Source organism: Curtobacterium flaccumfaciens (assembly GCF_051548005.1).
GTDB lineage: Bacteria > Actinomycetota > Actinomycetes > Actinomycetales > Microbacteriaceae > Curtobacterium.
Map to the genome: position 1 here is coordinate 1 of NZ_JBPUGH010000015.1, position 15,544 is coordinate 15,544.

Annotated in this window: 16 protein-coding genes; 6 read left to right on the top strand and 10 right to left on the bottom strand. The window is 71.2% G+C overall.

Going from position 1 to position 15,544, the window contains the following annotated elements; all coding sequences use genetic code 11:
- Nucleotides 1-663 (top strand): FGGY-family carbohydrate kinase (locus ACSW7Y_RS03685; RefSeq protein ID WP_438124988.1); only part of this gene is annotated, 663 nt, incomplete at its 5' end.
- A gap of 147 nt (nt 664-810) precedes the next feature.
- Here the strand turns inward: ACSW7Y_RS03685 and ACSW7Y_RS03690 are convergent.
- Genes ACSW7Y_RS03690 through ACSW7Y_RS03705 form a run of 4 tightly spaced genes read right to left on the bottom strand, consistent with a single transcriptional unit; the run spans nt 811 to nt 2,598 of the window.
- Complete coding sequence (locus ACSW7Y_RS03690; RefSeq protein ID WP_438124989.1) at nt 811-1,596, bottom strand: sulfite exporter TauE/SafE family protein; 786 nt, start codon at nt 1,594-1,596, stop codon at nt 811-813.
- Nucleotides 1,597-1,612: 16 nt separating this feature from the next.
- Nucleotides 1,613-2,209, bottom strand: coding sequence for a TetR/AcrR family transcriptional regulator (locus ACSW7Y_RS03695; RefSeq protein ID WP_438124990.1), 597 nt, complete (start codon nt 2,207-2,209; stop codon nt 1,613-1,615).
- A 12-nt stretch (nt 2,210-2,221) separates the two neighbouring features.
- A complete protein-coding gene (locus ACSW7Y_RS03700) occupies nt 2,222-2,383 on the bottom strand; it encodes a hypothetical protein (protein ID WP_412879857.1) in 162 nt (53 codons plus the stop codon).
- A gap of 5 nt (nt 2,384-2,388) precedes the next feature.
- The gene (locus ACSW7Y_RS03705; protein ID WP_438124991.1) at nt 2,389-2,598 is read right to left on the bottom strand and encodes a hypothetical protein; all 210 of its coding nucleotides are present in this window, start codon (nt 2,596-2,598) and stop codon (nt 2,389-2,391) included.
- Between the two features lie 278 nt (nt 2,599-2,876).
- On the opposite strand from ACSW7Y_RS03705, the gene ACSW7Y_RS03710 reads away from it, so the two are divergent.
- Nucleotides 2,877-4,778: an ABC transporter ATP-binding protein gene (locus tag ACSW7Y_RS03710; protein ID WP_438124992.1), complete on the top strand. Its 1,902-nt coding sequence runs from the start codon at nt 2,877-2,879 to the stop codon at nt 4,776-4,778.
- 28 nt (nt 4,779-4,806) lie between these two features.
- Here the strand turns inward: ACSW7Y_RS03710 and ACSW7Y_RS03715 are convergent, their stop codons facing one another.
- Nucleotides 4,807-5,583: an alpha/beta fold hydrolase gene (locus tag ACSW7Y_RS03715; protein WP_438124993.1), complete on the bottom strand. Its 777-nt coding sequence runs from the start codon at nt 5,581-5,583 to the stop codon at nt 4,807-4,809.
- 51 nt (nt 5,584-5,634) lie between these two features.
- Between ACSW7Y_RS03715 and ACSW7Y_RS03720 the strand changes: the two genes are divergently transcribed.
- The 3 genes from ACSW7Y_RS03720 (at nt 5,635) to ACSW7Y_RS03730 (ending at nt 8,172) form a co-directional block, all read left to right on the top strand.
- Entirely contained in the window at nt 5,635-6,057 is a 423-nt protein-coding gene (locus ACSW7Y_RS03720) for a MarR family winged helix-turn-helix transcriptional regulator (protein WP_438124994.1), read from the top strand.
- Nucleotides 6,058-6,090: 33 nt separating this feature from the next.
- The gene (locus ACSW7Y_RS03725; protein ID WP_438124995.1) at nt 6,091-6,678 is read left to right on the top strand and encodes a TetR/AcrR family transcriptional regulator; all 588 of its coding nucleotides are present in this window, start codon (nt 6,091-6,093) and stop codon (nt 6,676-6,678) included.
- 87 nt (nt 6,679-6,765) lie between these two features.
- The gene (locus ACSW7Y_RS03730; protein ID WP_438124996.1) at nt 6,766-8,172 is read left to right on the top strand and encodes an amidase; all 1,407 of its coding nucleotides are present in this window, start codon (nt 6,766-6,768) and stop codon (nt 8,170-8,172) included.
- A 198-nt stretch (nt 8,173-8,370) separates the two neighbouring features.
- On the opposite strand, the gene ACSW7Y_RS03735 is transcribed toward ACSW7Y_RS03730, so the two are convergent.
- Complete coding sequence (locus tag ACSW7Y_RS03735) at nt 8,371-8,508, bottom strand: VOC family protein (protein ID WP_438125020.1); 138 nt, start codon at nt 8,506-8,508, stop codon at nt 8,371-8,373.
- A 68-nt stretch (nt 8,509-8,576) separates the two neighbouring features.
- Between ACSW7Y_RS03735 and ACSW7Y_RS03740 the strand changes: the two genes are divergently transcribed.
- Nucleotides 8,577-9,536, top strand: a complete 960-nt coding sequence (locus tag ACSW7Y_RS03740) for an AraC family transcriptional regulator (RefSeq protein ID WP_438124997.1) — start codon at nt 8,577-8,579, stop codon at nt 9,534-9,536.
- A gap of 160 nt (nt 9,537-9,696) precedes the next feature.
- On the opposite strand, the gene ACSW7Y_RS03745 is transcribed toward ACSW7Y_RS03740, so the two are convergent.
- The 4 genes from ACSW7Y_RS03745 to ACSW7Y_RS03760 all read right to left on the bottom strand — a co-directional run bounded on the left by ACSW7Y_RS03745 (nt 9,697) and on the right by ACSW7Y_RS03760 (nt 15,522).
- Nucleotides 9,697-12,135 (bottom strand): glycoside hydrolase family 3 N-terminal domain-containing protein, encoded by a 2,439-nt coding sequence (locus ACSW7Y_RS03745; RefSeq protein ID WP_438125021.1) that lies wholly within the window; start codon nt 12,133-12,135, stop codon nt 9,697-9,699.
- A gap of 188 nt (nt 12,136-12,323) precedes the next feature.
- Nucleotides 12,324-13,199 carry a carbohydrate ABC transporter permease gene (locus ACSW7Y_RS03750; protein WP_438124998.1) on the bottom strand — a complete coding sequence of 292 codons (876 nt, stop codon included), beginning with the start codon at nt 13,197-13,199 and terminating at the stop codon, nt 12,324-12,326.
- On the bottom strand, nt 13,196-14,212 hold the full coding sequence (locus ACSW7Y_RS03755) for a carbohydrate ABC transporter permease (protein ID WP_438124999.1): 1,017 nt from the start codon (nt 14,210-14,212) through the stop codon (nt 13,196-13,198). The genes ACSW7Y_RS03750 and ACSW7Y_RS03755 overlap by 4 nt, the downstream gene beginning before the upstream one ends.
- Before the next feature lie 5 nt (nt 14,213-14,217).
- Entirely contained in the window at nt 14,218-15,522 is a 1,305-nt protein-coding gene (locus tag ACSW7Y_RS03760) for an ABC transporter substrate-binding protein (protein ID WP_438125000.1), read from the bottom strand.
- Nucleotides 15,523-15,544: the final 22 nt, after the last annotated feature.

Sequence of the window (15,544 nt, forward strand, 5' to 3'; positions counted from 1 at the left end):
GGTCCGGGTGACGTCGCGGTGTCCCTCGGCACGAGCGGCACCGTCTTCGGGGTGACCGACACCGAGGTGACGGACCCGAGCGGGACCGTGGCGGGCTTCGCCGACGGGACCGGGTCGCGCCTCCCGATCGTCACGACGCTCAACGCGGCGCGCGTGCTCGAAGTGGTCGGCGGCCTCCTCGGCGTCGACCACGACGCCCTCGGCGAGCTGGCGCTGCAGGCGCCGGCCGGTGCCGACGGGCTCGTCCTGGTGCCGTACTTCGTCGGCGAGCGCACCCCGAACCGTCCGGACGCGACCGCGTCGCTCCGGGGCATGACCCCGGCGACGACGAACCGGGCGCACCTCGCCCGTGCCGCCGTCGAGGGGATGCTCTGCGCCCTCGCCGACGGGCTGGCCGCGGTCGAGGGCACCGGCGTCGAGGTGTCCCGGCTGCTGCTCATCGGCGGAGCCGCGCGGAACGAGGCCGTCCGGTCGAGCGCGGCGCAGGTGTTCGGCCGCGACGTCGAGCTGCCGGAGCCGGGCGAGTACGTCGCGGCCGGCGCTGCCCGGCAGGCGGCGTGGGTGCTGACCGGATCACTGCCGTCGTGGAGCGTCGCGACGACGACGATCGCCGCGGACCCGCACCCGGAGGTCCTCGAGCGGTACCGCTCGGCGGCTGCCTGACGATCGTCCGCCCCGCCCCGCTCCGGTCCGCCGGGGCGGGGCGTCGTCGTGCGCAAGTCGGCCCCGCTCCGGTCGCCGGGGCGGGGCGTCGTCGTGCGCGGGTCGGCCTCGCTCCGGTCGCCGGGGCGGGGCGTCGTCGTCCCCGGGTCAGGCGATCGTGACGAAGAGGTACCCGGCCAGTGCGACCGAGCAGGCGGCGATCGCGATCCGGAGGGCCGTCTGCGGCACGCGCGCGGCGACCGTCGGCCCGATGAGCCCACCGACGATCGCGCCCGCACCGAGCGCCAGCGCCGCCGGCCACACGACGTGGCCGGACACGGCGAACACCACGGCCGGCAGGAGGTCGGCCGCCAGCAGGAGGACGTTCTTCACCGCGTTCGCACGGGGCAGGCTCGGCTCGCCCGTGAGGAGCAGGACGGCGATCATCAGCACGCCGGACCCGGCGCCGAAGTACCCGTTGTAGAGGCCGACCCCGGCGATGCCCGGCGCGGCCGAGCCGGTCGGCGCTGCTGCTCCGGTCGGCGCTGCTGCTCCGGTCGGCGTTCGGCGTCGCCGCCGGTCGAGGAACGGCTGGAGCAGGAGGAGCGCGCCGCCCGCGAGCACCAGGAACGGGACGATCCGATCGAAGAGGTGCGCCGGGGTGACGACGAGCAGCACGGCACCGGCGAGGGACGCCCCGACGGTGAGCGGCAGCCAGCGCCGGAGGGTGGCGGGGTGGCCCCGGAGCTGCGCCCGCGCCCGGAGCGCCGAGCTCGCGCCGCTGCCGAGGAGCGCCACGGAGTTCGTGACGTTGGCGGCGAACGGCGGGATGCCGACGGCCAGGAGCGCCGGGTAGGCCACGAGCGACGTGATGCCACCGGCCGTGCCGATGACACCCGCCACCACGCCGGCGACGACGAGGACCGCGACCGTCAGCACGCTCCATGCTGACACGTCGGGGAGGGTCCGGTCAGTCGGACTGCTCGGTCCCGTAGACGGCCATGAGCATCGCGGCACCGAGTCGGGCGGTCCGGGCCGCCTGGGGGGACCGCTGCACGGCCGAGTCGACCCGGGCACCCTCGACCAGCAGCACGATCGTCTGCGCGACGTGTGCGGGGAGTCCGGCGCGGGAGCACACCTGCGTCAGGTGCTGCTCCACCTGCAGGACGTGCGCACGCGCGAGTTCGGCCACCTCCGGGTCCTGGCGGCCGAGCTCGGCGTGGAGGTTGATGAACGCGCACCCGTGCCAGTCCTCCGCGGCGAAGCAGCGTTCGAGGTGGTCGAACACCGCGAGGACCTCGTCGCGTGGGTCCTCGGACTCGCCGGCGATCCGCTCCAGGGCGGCGGTCCACGTCGCGTGCCACCGCTGGAGCACGGCCACGGCGAGGTCGTGCTGCGTCGGGTAGGCCGCGGTCACGACCGCCGGGTCGAGGCCGGCGCGCCGGGCGACGTCAGCGGTCGACACCGACGCGATGCCGTGCTCGGCGTAGAGGGCGTCGGCGGCGTCGATCACGGCACGTTGCACGTCGGTCGTGCTCCGCGTGGGGGTCAGGGTCGGGGAGGTCATGCGTCCTTCGGGTCAGCCGGCGAAGAAGTCGGCGTACGACGGTTCCTGCACGGGACCGTCGTGGCCGTTCACCCGTGCCACCACCATGGCACGCAACACGGCGGGGTGCGTCAGACCCCGGCGGTGCCACTCACGCGGGTCCCGGCGGAGTTCCTCGAGCGACGGTGCGGCCATGCGGTTCACGCTCCCAGTCCGAGGACGACCGCGGCCGATGCAGCGACCGACACCGACACGATCCCCGTGCAGACCGCGACCACGGCGAGCGCGCGCTGTCGGCGGGCCGCGCGGACCTCGCTGAACGGGCTCCGGGGGTGACGTCCGGAGACGGACACGGACTGGTGTGCGCTCTTCGGTCCGACCAGCAGGTCGGTGTCGGCGATCGTGGTCACGGCAGGTTCCTCGGGTCTTCCTCGCTGCGGTCCCCCGACTGTTCCGGGGGCTCTCTCGACCATGACGGTACGAACGCATCGATCGTCACGCACGCGATCCGTCCGACGTCGTCGAAAGGTGGATGTCCGGGCGGTCCACGGCGCCGTTCCGTGGACATCCGGCGTCCACGGAGACCCGGCCGCAGCCGTGCAGAGCCGTCGGCGTCGGTGCCGAGCCGTATCCTTGCCCGGACCCCGGCGCTGCCCGAGCAGGAGTGCCGGCCGAGGGAGGAACGACCATGAGCATGGAAGGCGCCGCCTGGAGCTCGCTCTACAAGATCTCCACGGCGAAGGACGGCAAGCACGGGCTCTCCCGCGCCTCGCTCCGACGGATCATGACCTTCGCCGTGCCGTACCGGTGGAAGCTCGTCGTCTTCATCGCGCTGTCGGTCGTCGGGGCCTTCCTCGCGGTCGCGACACCGGTGCTCGCAGGACAGGTGGTCGACGTCATCGCGGCACGCGGCGAGGTCGGCACGATCGTCCGGCTGGCGGTCGTGATCGCCCTCGTGGCCGTGGCCGACGCAGGGGCCTCGCTGCTGACCCGCTGGTACTCGGCGCGGATCGGCGAGGGCGTCATCCTCGACCTCCGCACGGCCGTGTTCGACCACGTCCAGAAGATGCCGATCGCGTTCTTCACCAGGACACGGACCGGTGCGCTCGTCAGCCGGCTCAACAACGACGTCATCGGCGCCCAGCAGGCCTTCAGCGGCACCCTGTCGGGCGTCGTCACGAACCTGGTGGCGCTCGTGCTGACGCTGATCGTGATGCTCAGCACCTCGTGGCTCGTCACGGTCATCGCGGTCGTCATGCTCCCGGTCTTCCTCGTCCCGGCGCGGCGCATGGGCACCCGGCTGGCCGCGCTCCGCCGCGAGGCCGCCGACCACAACTCCGCGATGAGCACCCAGATGACGGAGCGGTTCTCCGCCCCCGGCGCCACCCTCGTCAAGCTGTTCGGCCGCCCGGACGAGGAGTCCGAGGAGTTCCGCGTCCGGGCCGCACGCGTCCGTGACATCGGTGTGCGGACCGCGATGTTGCAGTTCGTCTTCGTCACGGCGCTGACGCTCGTCGCCGCGCTCGCGCTCGCGCTCGTGTACGGCCTCGGTGGCACCCTGGCGCTCGGGGGGCAGCTGAACACGGGCGACGTGGTGACGCTGGCGCTCCTCCTGACCCGCCTCTACGTGCCGCTGACGAGCCTCGCGAACGCCCGGGTCGAGATCATGAGCGCCGTGGTGAGCTTCGAGCGGGTGTTCGAGGTCCTGGACATCGTGCCCCTCATCCAGGAGAAGCCCGACGCCGTCGCCGTGCCGACCGGTCCGGTCGCCGTCGAGTTCGACGACGTCCGGTTCGCGTACCCCTCAGCCGACAAGGTCTCCCTCGCCTCGCTGGAAGAGGTGTCGACGCTCGACACCCGCGGCGGGGACGAGGTGCTGCACGGCATCTCCTTCCGGATCGAGCCCGGGCAGACCGTCGCCCTCGTCGGGACGTCCGGCGCCGGCAAGTCGACGATCGCGCAGCTCCTGTCGCGGCTGTACGACGTCGACAGCGGTGCGGTCCGACTGGCGGGGGCCGATGTCCGCGACGTCTCGTTCGCCTCGCTGCGCTCGACGCTGGGCATGGTGACGCAGGACGGCCACCTGTTCCACGAGACGATCGGCTCGAACCTGCGCCTCGCACGGCCCGAGGCGACTGACGACGAGGTCTGGGACGCGGTCCGCCGAGCACGCCTGGAGCCGCTCGTCCGGTCACTGCCCGACCAGTTGGACACGATGGTGGGTGAGCGCGGCTACCGGCTCTCCGGCGGAGAGCGCCAGCGGATGACCATCGCGCGGCTCCTGCTCGCCCAGCCGCGGGTCGTGATCCTCGACGAGGCGACCGCCGCGCTCGACTCGACGTCCGAGGCAGCGGTGCAGGCGGCGCTGGGTGAGGCGCTCGAGGCCCGGACGGCACTCGTGATCGCGCACCGGCTCTCCACGATCCGGAGCGCCGATCAGATCCTCGTCATCGAGGACGGCACGATCGTGGAGCGCGGGACGCACGAGGAGCTGTTGGCCGTCGGTGGTCGGTACGAGGAGCTGCACCGGACCCAGTTCGCCGTGCAGAAGGACGTGGCGCCCGACGAGCAGGCGCTGCGCGGGGTCTGAGCACCGTCCGGTCGGGGCGCCCGAGCGGTCAGTGCCGCTGGAGGAACGGGTCGAGCAGCGCCCAGGTCGCCGCGGGGTTCTCCAGGTGTGGGAGGTGACCGGCCTCGGGGACCACCGCGAACTCGGCGCCGGGGATCGCCGCGGCGACCGCTCGACCGTGGGCAGGGGTGACGATCCGGTCGCTCTCCCCGAAGAGGACGAGCGTCGGGACGTGCAGCTCGCGCAAGCGGTCGACGAGGTCCGGGTCGCTCATCGACGGACCGGCCACGACGGCCATCGTCCTGCCGTTCGCCTGTTGGACCGCCCGTTGCTCGTCGCTGACCGTCGCGGGGTCGGTGTACCCCCGCTCCGGATCGTGCCACGCGGCTTCGGCGAGCTGGCGCGGTGTGAGGGAGAAGAAGTCCGCGATCGGCTCGTCCTCGACGACAGCTCCGACCCCGTCGACGTCGACGACCGCGGCGACGATCCCGGCGGTCCGACGGTCCGACGCGGCGAGCAACGCGATCTCGAGCGCGAGCCAGCCGCCGATGGAGGACCCGATGAGGACGACGTCCCGGAGTCCGTCGTCGTGCAGGCGGTCCAGGTAGGCGGCGGCCAGTGCTCGGACGGAGTCGATGTCGTCCGGGCGGCTCGTGCCGTCCCACCCCGGGTGCGTCGGGGCGAGCACGTGGAACGAGGGGGCGAGGTGGGCGACGATCGGTGCGACGGTCCGCGGACCACCGCCACCGTGCAGGACGAGCACGGTTCGGGCATCGGCGCTGCCGGCCTCGGTCACCACGAGGTCGGCGGGGAGGGACGGGGTCATGACTGCTCCTGTATCAACACGTTTAGATCAACAGGTTGATACGGTAGCACCATGACGGTCGACCTCTCCACCCTCGGGCTCACCCTCAAGCGCGCGCAGTACCGGAACCACCGTGCGGCGGAGGCGGCGCTGCGGGAGATCGGCGTGACCCTCGTGCAGTGGGATGCACTCCGCGCGATCGATCGCATGCCGGACGCGTCCGGTCACGACCTCGCGCTGGCGACGTTCCAGAGCGATCAGGCGTTCGGGATGCTCGCGAGCCGCCTGGTCGCCCGCGGACTCGTCACCAGGACGCCTGGACGCGGTCGCCGGGTCCTGCACGCCCTGACACCCGACGGGCACTCCGCGCTCCGTGACGGCCAGCGCATCACCAGCGGCGTCCTCGCGGAGCTGTTCGCGCCGCTGACCACCCCGGAGCAGCGGCAACTCGAGCGTCTGTTGACGAAGCTCCTCGCATCCGGAGAACGTGACTAGACGACTGGTCTACTCAGGGTGTACGGTGTGGTCATGCCCGCTCCGGAGACCGACACCCGACAGCACATCCTGGACACCGCCCAGACGCTGATGGCCCGCAAGGGCTACACGGCGGTCGGTCTCAACGAGGTGCTGTCGGAGGCCGGCGTCCCGAAGGGGTCGTTCTACCACTACTTCTCGTCGAAGGAGCACTTCGGCGAGGCGCTGATGCAGTCCTACTTCACCGACTACCTCGCCACGATGCGGCGCATCGCGGGTGACACGAGCAAGACCGGTGCCGAACAGCTCGAGGAGTACTGGCAGCGCTTCACCGACCTCCAGTCGTACGACGACTGCCAGGGCAAGTGCCTCGTCGTGAAGCTCGCCACAGAGGTGTCCGATCTCTCCGAGCCGATGCGACTGCAGCTGGTCGACGGTACGGACGGGATCATCGACAACCTCGAACGGATGATCGCGACCGGAAAGCAGGACGGCTCGGTCAGAGCTCCCGAAGAGCCCCGGGTCCTCGCCGAGGAGCTCTACGACGCCTGGCTCGGCGCCAGCACCATGGCGAAGATCCAACGTCGCCCCGAACCACTGCGGCGCGCCCTCGCCCTCACGAGGACACGACTACACATCTGACCCACCGGGCTTCGGCCCGGTCTTCTTTCCACCATCGCTAGACGACTGGTCTACTCAGGCCGGTTCCCACACCAGAAGGAGCACATCTTGTCCGACGACATCGTCTACCTCGACGCGACCGAACTGGCCGCTTGCATCAAGTCCGGTGCCCTCACCTCCGTGCAGGTCGTGCAGGCGTTCCTGGACCGCATCCAGGCGGTCGACCCGAAGATCAACGCGATCGTCACCCTGAACGACAACGCGCTCGCCGAGGCGCAAGCCGCGGACGACGCCCTCGCCGCCGGTGAGGAGGTCGGTCCGCTGCACGGCGTGCCCTTCACGGTCAAGGACTCGATCGACACCGCGGGGCTCCTCACCCAGCGCGGATCCCCGATCTTCACGGGCCGCACCCCTGACGAAGACGCCGTCGCGGTGGCTCGGATGAAGGCCGCGGGCGGCATCGTCCTGGCCAAGACGAACCTGCCCGAGTTCTCGTACTCGACGGAGAGCGTCAACCTGCTCTCGGGCCGGACGAACAACCCGTGGAACCTCGACCGCACCTCCGGCGGCTCCAGCGGTGGTGAGTCCGCCGCGATCGCGGCCGGGCTCAGCCCGATCGGACTCGGCACCGACCTCGCGATCTCGGTCCGCGGCCCGGCGTCGCACACCGGCATCTCGGCGATCAAGCCCACCCACGGCCGCATCCCGATGACCGGCGTCTGGCCACGGGTGCCCCGCCGCGACTGGCACGTCGGTCCGATGGCCCGCACCATCCGCGACCTCGAGCTCAGCTACGAGATCATGTGCGGACCCGACGGCCACGACGGCTTCGCGATCACCCCGAACAGCGTCGACACCGGCAAGCCGGACGCCGCCCCGTCGGAGCTCCGCGTGGCGTGGTTCACCGACTCCGGTCTCGGCCCCGTCGACCCCCAGGTCGCCGACACCGTCCGCCAGGCGGCGGAAGCGCTGCAGGGCGCCGGCGTGCACGTCGACAAGATCGACATCCCGACCCTGCACCACGACAACCCGCTGGCGCTGTTCAACAAGCAGCACGTCATGGAACTCAAGCCCGCGATGGCCCGAGCCACCGAAGGGCACGAAGACCTCCGCTTCACGATGTCGAAGACCATGCTCGCGACCCCCGACACCTCCGTCGAGGACTACGTCGCCGCCGAGCAGGGCTTCGAACGCATCCGCGACGCCTACGCCGAGGTCTTCACGAAGTACGACGCCGTGCTGCTCCCCGTCCTGCCGATCCCGGCGCACGAGCACGACAAGACCGAGTTCGTCATCGACGGGCAGACCGTCGACGCCACCCACATCCAGACCTTCACGGTCCAGTTCAACATCACCGGCATGCCCGCCCTGTCGATGCGGTTCGGCACCAGCACGGACGGCCTGCCCATCGGCGTTCAGATCGCCGGCCCGTGGCACGCCGAGTCCACCGTGTTCACCGTCGCGAAGCTGCTCGAGTCCGTCAGCCCCGTCCGCGACCATCACCCCGAGATCTAGAGGAGGAGACACCATGACCACCACCAGCGCGACGGTCGGCGAGTACGTCGCCCGGACGCACCCCGTCACCCGTGTCGGTACCTACACCGGCTCCCCCGCCTCCGGCCACGGCAGCTACGTCAGCGGCGTCACCGAGGACCGCCCCGTCGGCCGGTACACACAACGGGCCGAACAGCACACCACGACCGACGTCGTCCGTCAGCCTCGTGGGGTGAGCACGCAGAACTCGTTGCCCTCCGGATCGCGCAGGACCGTCCACGGGACGTCCTCCTGACCGATGTCCGCCGGGGTCGCGTGGTCCGGTCCTCGCCGGGCCCCCCGGACTGGGGTGCGCAGTCCGCTGGCCGGTTTCGGCGCTCAGCGGACAGAAGCCGGGCGGACGGGCAGGCTGCACCGGTAGCCCCATGACCCACCCCACCCCTACCCGAGTCCAGGTCGATTCGCAGAGCGACGACCTCGACGTCGCGCGCGACCTCCTGGCGGAGGAGTACGCCGGAAGCGCGTGGCGGGCGGAGCGGACGGACGAGCCGTTCGGGTTCCGGTTCAGGGCCGTCGGCGACGCGGCGATGACCCTGCGGAGGATCCGGTTCGACGGTCACCTGTCCGGCACGATGTCCCGGTCCGACGACTACATCGTGCAGTGGACGACGCGCGGCCGAGCGACGATCACGCCGCCGGGTGAGGACCCGATCGTCACGGAGCCCGGCCGGCCGCAGCTGTGGCCCCAGGGCGGTGCAGGATTCGACTACCGCGACTACGACCAGCGCCTCGTGCAGGTCAACCGGTCGGCGCTCCGCGAGGTGGCCGGTGAGCGCGGGTCGGACCCGGACGCGCTGCAGCTCGACCACCGGGTGCGTCCGGACGACCGAGCGCTCGGGGTGTGGCGAAACGCGGTACAGCTCATCTCGCACACCGTGCTCGACGGGAAGGCCTCGCCGTTGCTCCAGGCGGAGATGGGTCGCCTCGGTGCCCTGGCACTGCTCGAGCTCTACCCGGTGGTCTCGGCGACGCTCCCGGACGAGCTGCTGCTCCCCCGGAACGCCCACCTGCGCCGGGCGGTCGAGTACGTCCACGAGCACTGCCACCTGCCGATCACGAGCACCGACCTCGCGCAGGTGGCGTCGCTGAGCCTGCGGGCACTGCAGCACGCCTTCCAGCGCACGTTCGACTGCTCCCCGAACACCTACATCCGCCGTGTGCGGCTCGATCGTGTCCGGGACGACCTGCTCCGCGGCGACCCGGCGACCACCAGCATCGCCGACGTGGCGAAGCACTGGGGCTTCGGCCACGCCGGACGGTTCTCGGCCTCCTACCTCCAGCAGCACGGCGAGTACCCCCGCGAGACCCTCCGCCGTTCCGCCTGACCTCGGCGGGGTCGCCTCCGGCAGAACGAGCTCGCACCGTGCGAGGTGCGCCGCGAACGGTGCGAGGTCGTGCACACCGTGCGAGCGCGGTTCCGCCGCACGGTGTGTACAACCTCGCACCGAACCCAGCCCGCCGTCGGGCTGACGCACGTCACGCGGCTCAACGCACGGCCGCGGTGACCACCCGTCGGTCGGTCGGCAGGACCTCGCGCACCGGGCCGGTCACGCGCACGACCGCGCGGTCCGTCGCCGGACCGGGCACGGGTGCCTGACCCGCACCGCGACCGACCGCGACGATCCCGTCGGTGTGCACCGTGCCTCCCGGCCGGGACGCCCCCGCGTGTGACGCGACCCACACCTCGACGTCACCCGGCTCGACGACCCGGCGCATCGCGCGGTCGGTGAAGCCGAACCGCTGCACTGGCACGTCGAACCGCACCCGGACCGTTCCGCCCGCCGGCACCGCGACGCGCGTGTAGCCGAGCAGCTGCACGAGCGGTCGGGTGACCGACGCGGCGACGTCGTGGCCGTAGAGCTGCACGACGTCCTCGCCGTCGCGGTCGCCGGTGTTCCGGACGGTCACCTCGACGGCGAACGCACCCGAGGTGGCGACGGACTCGTCGACGACGAGGTCCTCGTACGCGAACGTCGTGTACCCGAGGCCGAAGCCGAACGGTCGCACGGGCGTCGAGTCCGCCGCCGTGACGTCGGACGGCCCGCCGAGCCGCGGGTGCAGGTACGTGTACGGCTGCGCTCCGGCCGACCGGGGCAGGGTGACCGGCAGGCGGCCGGACGGGGACGTCGCCCCCGTCAGCAGGTCGGCGATCGCGGTGCCGCCGGCCTCGCCGGGGAAGAACGCCTGGACGACCGCGGCCGGTCGGACTCCTGGCCCGTCGAGGGCCCATCCGATCGCGTACGGCCGGCCGGTCAGGAGCACCATGACGGTCGGGGTGCCGGTGGCGACGACGGCCTCGACGAGCTCGCGCTGCACGCCCGGCAGGTCGAGCGACTCGGTGTCGTTGCCCTCCCCCACGGTGCCGCGGCCGAAGAGCCCGGCCTGGTCGCCGACCACGACGACCGCCACGTCCGAGGCCCGTGCGACCGCGACCGCGTCGGCGATGCCGGAGCGGTCCTCGCCCGTGACCGAGCAGCCGGTGGCGAACCGCACCGCGGCCGAGCCGAGGGTGTCGGCGAGGGCCTCGCGGACGGTGGGGATCGCGAATCCGAGGGGCAGGTCCGGGTGGGCGGCGAGCACGTGGTTCGCGAAGGAGTAGCAGCCCTGCAGGGCCTCGGCTCGGTCGGCGTTCGGGCCGATGACCGCCACCGAGGCACCTGCGGGGAGCGGGAGGACGGGGGCGCCGCCGACAGCAGCCGCAGCGCCAGCAGCACCAGCAGCACCAGCAGCACCAGCAGCGCCAGCAGCGCCAGCAGCGCCAGCAGCGCCAGCAGCGCCGTCATCCGCAGCGCCGACGTGCTCGTTCGACAGCAGCACGAGCGACCGCGCGGCGAGCGCCCCGGCGAGGGAACGGTGCCGCGGGGTGTCCAGGTCGACACCGGTCGGGGCCTCGTCCTCGAACGCCTCGGGGTCGAGCAGCCCGAGCCGCTCCTTCTGCCGCAGCACCCGGAGCACCGCCCGGTCGACGAGCGCCTCGTCCACCGCACCCGAACGGACCCGTTCGACGAGCGGCCCGAGGTAGGCGTCCCCGGTCGGCAGCTCGACGTCGATCCCGGCCGTGAGGGCGAGCGCGGCGGCTTCGCCACGGTCGGCCGCCACGCCGTGCATGACCTCGAGGAACGCGATCGAGAAGTAGTCGGCGACCACGGTGCCGTCGAAGCCGAGTCGGTCGCGCAGCAGGTCGGTGAGGAGCGCCGGGTCGGAGGCGACCGGCACCCCGTCGACCTCGGCGTACGAGTTCATGACCGAGCGGGCGCCACCGTCGCGCAGCGCCATCTCGAACGGCGGCAGTGACACGTCCGCGACCTCTCGGGGTCCGGCGTGCACGGGCGCGTGGTTCCGTCCCGCCTGCGACGCCGAGTACCCGAGGAAGTGCTTGAGCGTCGCGTCCACCCCGGCGGCCTGCAGCCCGCGCACGTACGCGGTCCCGACCGTGCCGACGAGGTACGGGTCCTCGCCGATGCACTCGTCGACCCGCCCCCAGCGCGGGTCGCGGACGACGTCGAGGACGGGCGCGAGGCCCTGGTGCACGCCGAGCTCGCGCATCGAGTCGCCGATCGCGGTACCGACCTGCTCGACGAGCTCCGGGTCGAACGCCGCACCCCAGGCGAGCGGCGTCGGGAAGGTCGCGGCCTTCCAAGCGGCGAGCCCGGTGAGGCACTCCTCGTGCACGAGTGCCGGGATGCCGAGGCGCGTCTCGCGCTTGAGACGACGCTGCTCCGCCCACAGCCACGCGGCCCGCTCGTCCGGTTCGACGGGACGGGTTCCGTAGACACGGGTGAACTGGCCGACCCCGTGCCGCGTGATCTCCGCGAGCGTGGTGCCGTCCTGCGCGGCCGCCATCTCGCCCTGCATGGGCGCGACGACGCCGTTCTGGTCGAGCCAGTAGCCGACGAGCTGCGCCGTCTTCTCCTCAAGCGTCATCGCGGCGAGCAGGGCGGTCGCGCGGTCCGGCGCGGCCGCGTCGGTCAGGTGGGTGGGTTCGGACTGGAGGCGCGGTGCGGGCCCGCCACGCGCCTCCAGGCCGTCGTGGGTCACGTCGGCGACGGGCGTGGCGGAGGCGGTGTGCGCCTCCTGGTCGTCCGTCGCGGACGCGGTCCGGCCGAGCGTGCTCACCCCTTCACCGCCCCGGTGAGGCCGCCGACGATGCGCTTCTGGAAGACGGCGAAGAACACGAGCGCCGGGATCATCGAGAGCGAGGTGAACGCGAGCACCCGGGCGGTGTCCACGGAGTACTGCGACGCGAACGCCTGCACGCCGAGCGGCAGCGTGTACGTCGCCGCGTCGTTGAGGATGAACAGCGGCAGGAGGTAGCTGTTCCAGCTGCCGATGAACGCGAGGATGCCGACCGTCACGACACCCGGGAGCGACAGCGGCACGACCATGCGGAAGAAGAAGCCGAGCTTGCTGGCGCCGTCGATGGCCGCGGCCTCCTCGAGCTCGTCCGGGATCGCCCGGAGGAACGGGACGAGGATGATGACGGTGGTGGGCAGGGCGAACGCGATCTGCGGCAGGATCACGCCCGCGAGGTTGTTCGTCAGCCCGAGGTCCTTCACGAGGATGTAGAGCGGCGTGATCGCGACCGTGATCGGGAACATCAGTCCGGCGGCGAACAGGGAGTAGAGCGCGCCACTCCCCCGGAACCGGTACCGGGCGAGGACGAAGCTCACCATGAGGCCGAGCACGACGACGCCGATCGTGGTGGTCACGCCGGCGATCACCGAGTTGCCGAGCTGCTGCCAGAAGACGCCGCTCGTCAGGACGTTGACGTAGTTGCCGATCTGCCACGGGTTCGGCAGCCCCGCGGGGCTCGCGGTGATCTGCGCGTTCGTGCGGAACCCGCCGAGCACGATGTACGCGACCGGGCCGATGCACACGGCGATGAACAGCAGCGCGATGAAGTAGGTGCCGAGGTTGTGCTCGCGCTTGACGGGGCGGCTGTCGCGCTGCCGTCGCTTCGGCGCGACGAGGGAGGCGGTGGCGGTCATCGGTCGCCCTTCTCGGTCAGGGCGCCGGCGGTGTCGCGGCGCAGGACGAACCGCTGGTAGACGAGCGCGACCACCAGCGAGATGAGGAAGATGACCACGGCGACGGCGTTGCCGTAGCCGTAGTTGCCGGAGAGTCGACCGTTGCCGACCATGTAGGTCGCCATCGTCGAGGTGCCGGCGGTGGAGGCGATGTACTGGCCCCAGATGATGTAGACGAGGTCGAACAGCTGGAGCGACCCGATGATCGACAGGAACGCCCAGATGCGCAGCGTCGGGCCGAGCAGCGGGAGCGTGATGCGCCGCTGGATCTGCCAGTAGCTCGCACCGTCGAGCTGCGCGGCCTCGAAGAGTTCCTCGGGGATGCTCTGCAGGCCGGCGAGGAACAGGATCACCGCGAAGCCGATGTACTTCCACGAGATGATGCCGAGCAGCGTCCAGAGCGCGATGTCCGGGTTCGACAGCCAGTCGGCGCGGAGCGCCCCGAGGCCGATCGACTGGAGCAGGTCGTTGACGGCACCGCTCGACTGGAGCATGAGGCTCCACCCCGTGCCGACGATGACCTCGGAGATGACGTAGGGCAGGAAGATGAGGACGCGGATGAGTCCGCGTCCGCGGATGCGCTGGTTGAGCAGCAGCGCGAGGATGATCGCGATCGGCCCCTGCACGACGAGCGACCCGATGACGATGAAGAGGTTGTGCCAGAGGACCGCGCGGAAGTCGGGGTCGGTGAAGATGACCTTGTAGTTCTGCAGACCGACGAAGTCGACGGGCGCGCCGTAGCCCTGCCACTTGTAGAAGCCGTAGTAGGCGGCGAGTGCGACGGGCAGGACGACGAACCCGATGAACATGATGACCGCGGGGCCCGCGAGGACGGCGATCTCGACCCGGGTGCGGACGTCGGTGCCCTTGCGGACCCGCCGGGCCGGGGCCGACGGCGAACCGTCGGCCCCGCCCGTGCGACGCCCCGTCCCGGTCCGCGCCTCGTTCGAGCGCGGAGCGACGGAGGTGGTCATGTGTGTCAGCCCTTCGCCGCGGCCTGGTTGACGGTCGACACGATGTCCGAGACGGACCCCTTGCCGGCGAGGAGGTTGACGACGCTGGTGTTGAGCGCGTTGCCGACGTTCTGGCCGTAGAGCGTGTCGAGGTAGTTCGACACGAACGGGGCGTTGTTGTACGCCTCGAGCACGGTCTTCAGGTACGGCTCGGTGACGACCGACTGGGCCGACTGGTTCGCCGGGATCGAGTTGAACGCCTTGTAGTAGTTCTCCTGCACGGTCTTCTGCGTGACGAAGTTGAGGAAGTCGGTGCACGCCGGCTTCGGTGCCTTCGCGGAGCAGGAGAGCCCGCCGACGGCGCCCATCATGGAGCCCGGTGCGCCCTTGCCACCCGAGACCTCCGGGAACGGGAAGAAGCCGAGGTCGGACAGCGGCTTGCCGTCCGGCGTGAGGGAGGAGATCACACCCGGGTCCCAGGCTCCCATGAGCTCCATCGCGGCCTTGTGGTTCGCGATGAGCCCGGCCGAGCTGCCCGCGCCCTGCTGCGCCGAGGTGGTGAGGAAGCCGTCGTTGAACGGATCGGTGTCGAAGAACGCCTTGGTGTCCTCGCCCGCCTGCTTCCAGCACGCGTTGGTGAACTTGAGGTCCTGCGCGGTCTTCGTCAGCACGCTCGAGGAGCAGGCGCGCAGCGCGAAGTTGTAGTACCAGTGCGCTGCCGGCCAGGCGTCCTTGGCGCCGACGGCGACGGGCGCGATGTCCGCGTCCTTGAGCTTCTTGATGTCGGCGTTGAGCTCGTCCATCGTGGTGGGGGTGCCGGAGATGCCGGCCTTCTGGAACAGGTCCTTGCTGTACCAGATGCCCTCGGGGTCGACGTTGGTCGGCATCGCCCAGGTCTTGCCGTTCAGCTCGAACGACTTGAACGAGCCCTTGCTGATCTCGCTCTTCGCGTTCTTCCCGATCGCGTCGGAGATGTCCATGACCTGGCCGGCGTTGACCATCGCGGCCATCTTGCCGCCGCCGCGCTGCATGAAGACGTCCGGGGCGGAGTTCGAGTTGAGCGCGGTCTGGAGCTTGCCGTCGAAGTCCTCGTTCTGGATCGCCTGGAGGTTGATCGTCACGTTCGGGTACTTCTTCTCGAAGTCCTTGACCGTGGTCTCCCAGAACGCCTTGCCCGGACCGGTCGTCGAGTTGTGCCAGAAGGTCATCGTGACCTTGCCGTTGCTGTCGCCGCCGTCCGCGGCGTTGCCGCCGGCGGAACAGCCGGCGAGCGTGATTGCGGTCGCCCCGATCAGCGCGATGGCTGCCGCGGCACGGATCTTCCTCGTCATCGTGGAACTCCTGATGTGTCGT

What these genes read in the sequence shown, in the direction of transcription:
- ACSW7Y_RS03700 (WP_412879857.1), bottom strand. Translation starts at nt 2,383, where the DNA reads ATGGCCGCACCGTCGCTCGAGGAACTCCGCCGGGACCCGCGTGAGTGG.
- ACSW7Y_RS03695 (WP_438124990.1), bottom strand. Translation starts at nt 2,209, where the DNA reads ATGACCTCCCCGACCCTGACCCCCACGCGGAGCACGACCGACGTGCAA.
- ACSW7Y_RS03725 (WP_438124995.1), top strand. Translation starts at nt 6,091, where the DNA reads ATGCCCGCTCCGGAGACCGACACCCGACAGCACATCCTGGACACCGCC.
- ACSW7Y_RS03745 (WP_438125021.1), bottom strand. Translation starts at nt 12,135, where the DNA reads ATGACGCTTGAGGAGAAGACGGCGCAGCTCGTCGGCTACTGGCTCGAC.
- ACSW7Y_RS03740 (WP_438124997.1), top strand. Translation starts at nt 8,577, where the DNA reads ATGACCCACCCCACCCCTACCCGAGTCCAGGTCGATTCGCAGAGCGAC.
- ACSW7Y_RS03750 (WP_438124998.1), bottom strand. Translation starts at nt 13,199, where the DNA reads ATGACCGCCACCGCCTCCCTCGTCGCGCCGAAGCGACGGCAGCGCGAC.
- ACSW7Y_RS03720 (WP_438124994.1), top strand. Translation starts at nt 5,635, where the DNA reads ATGACGGTCGACCTCTCCACCCTCGGGCTCACCCTCAAGCGCGCGCAG.
- ACSW7Y_RS03760 (WP_438125000.1), bottom strand. Translation starts at nt 15,522, where the DNA reads ATGACGAGGAAGATCCGTGCCGCGGCAGCCATCGCGCTGATCGGGGCG.
- ACSW7Y_RS03710 (WP_438124992.1), top strand. Translation starts at nt 2,877, where the DNA reads ATGAGCATGGAAGGCGCCGCCTGGAGCTCGCTCTACAAGATCTCCACG.
- ACSW7Y_RS03715 (WP_438124993.1), bottom strand. Translation starts at nt 5,583, where the DNA reads ATGACCCCGTCCCTCCCCGCCGACCTCGTGGTGACCGAGGCCGGCAGC.
- ACSW7Y_RS03755 (WP_438124999.1), bottom strand. Translation starts at nt 14,212, where the DNA reads ATGACCACCTCCGTCGCTCCGCGCTCGAACGAGGCGCGGACCGGGACG.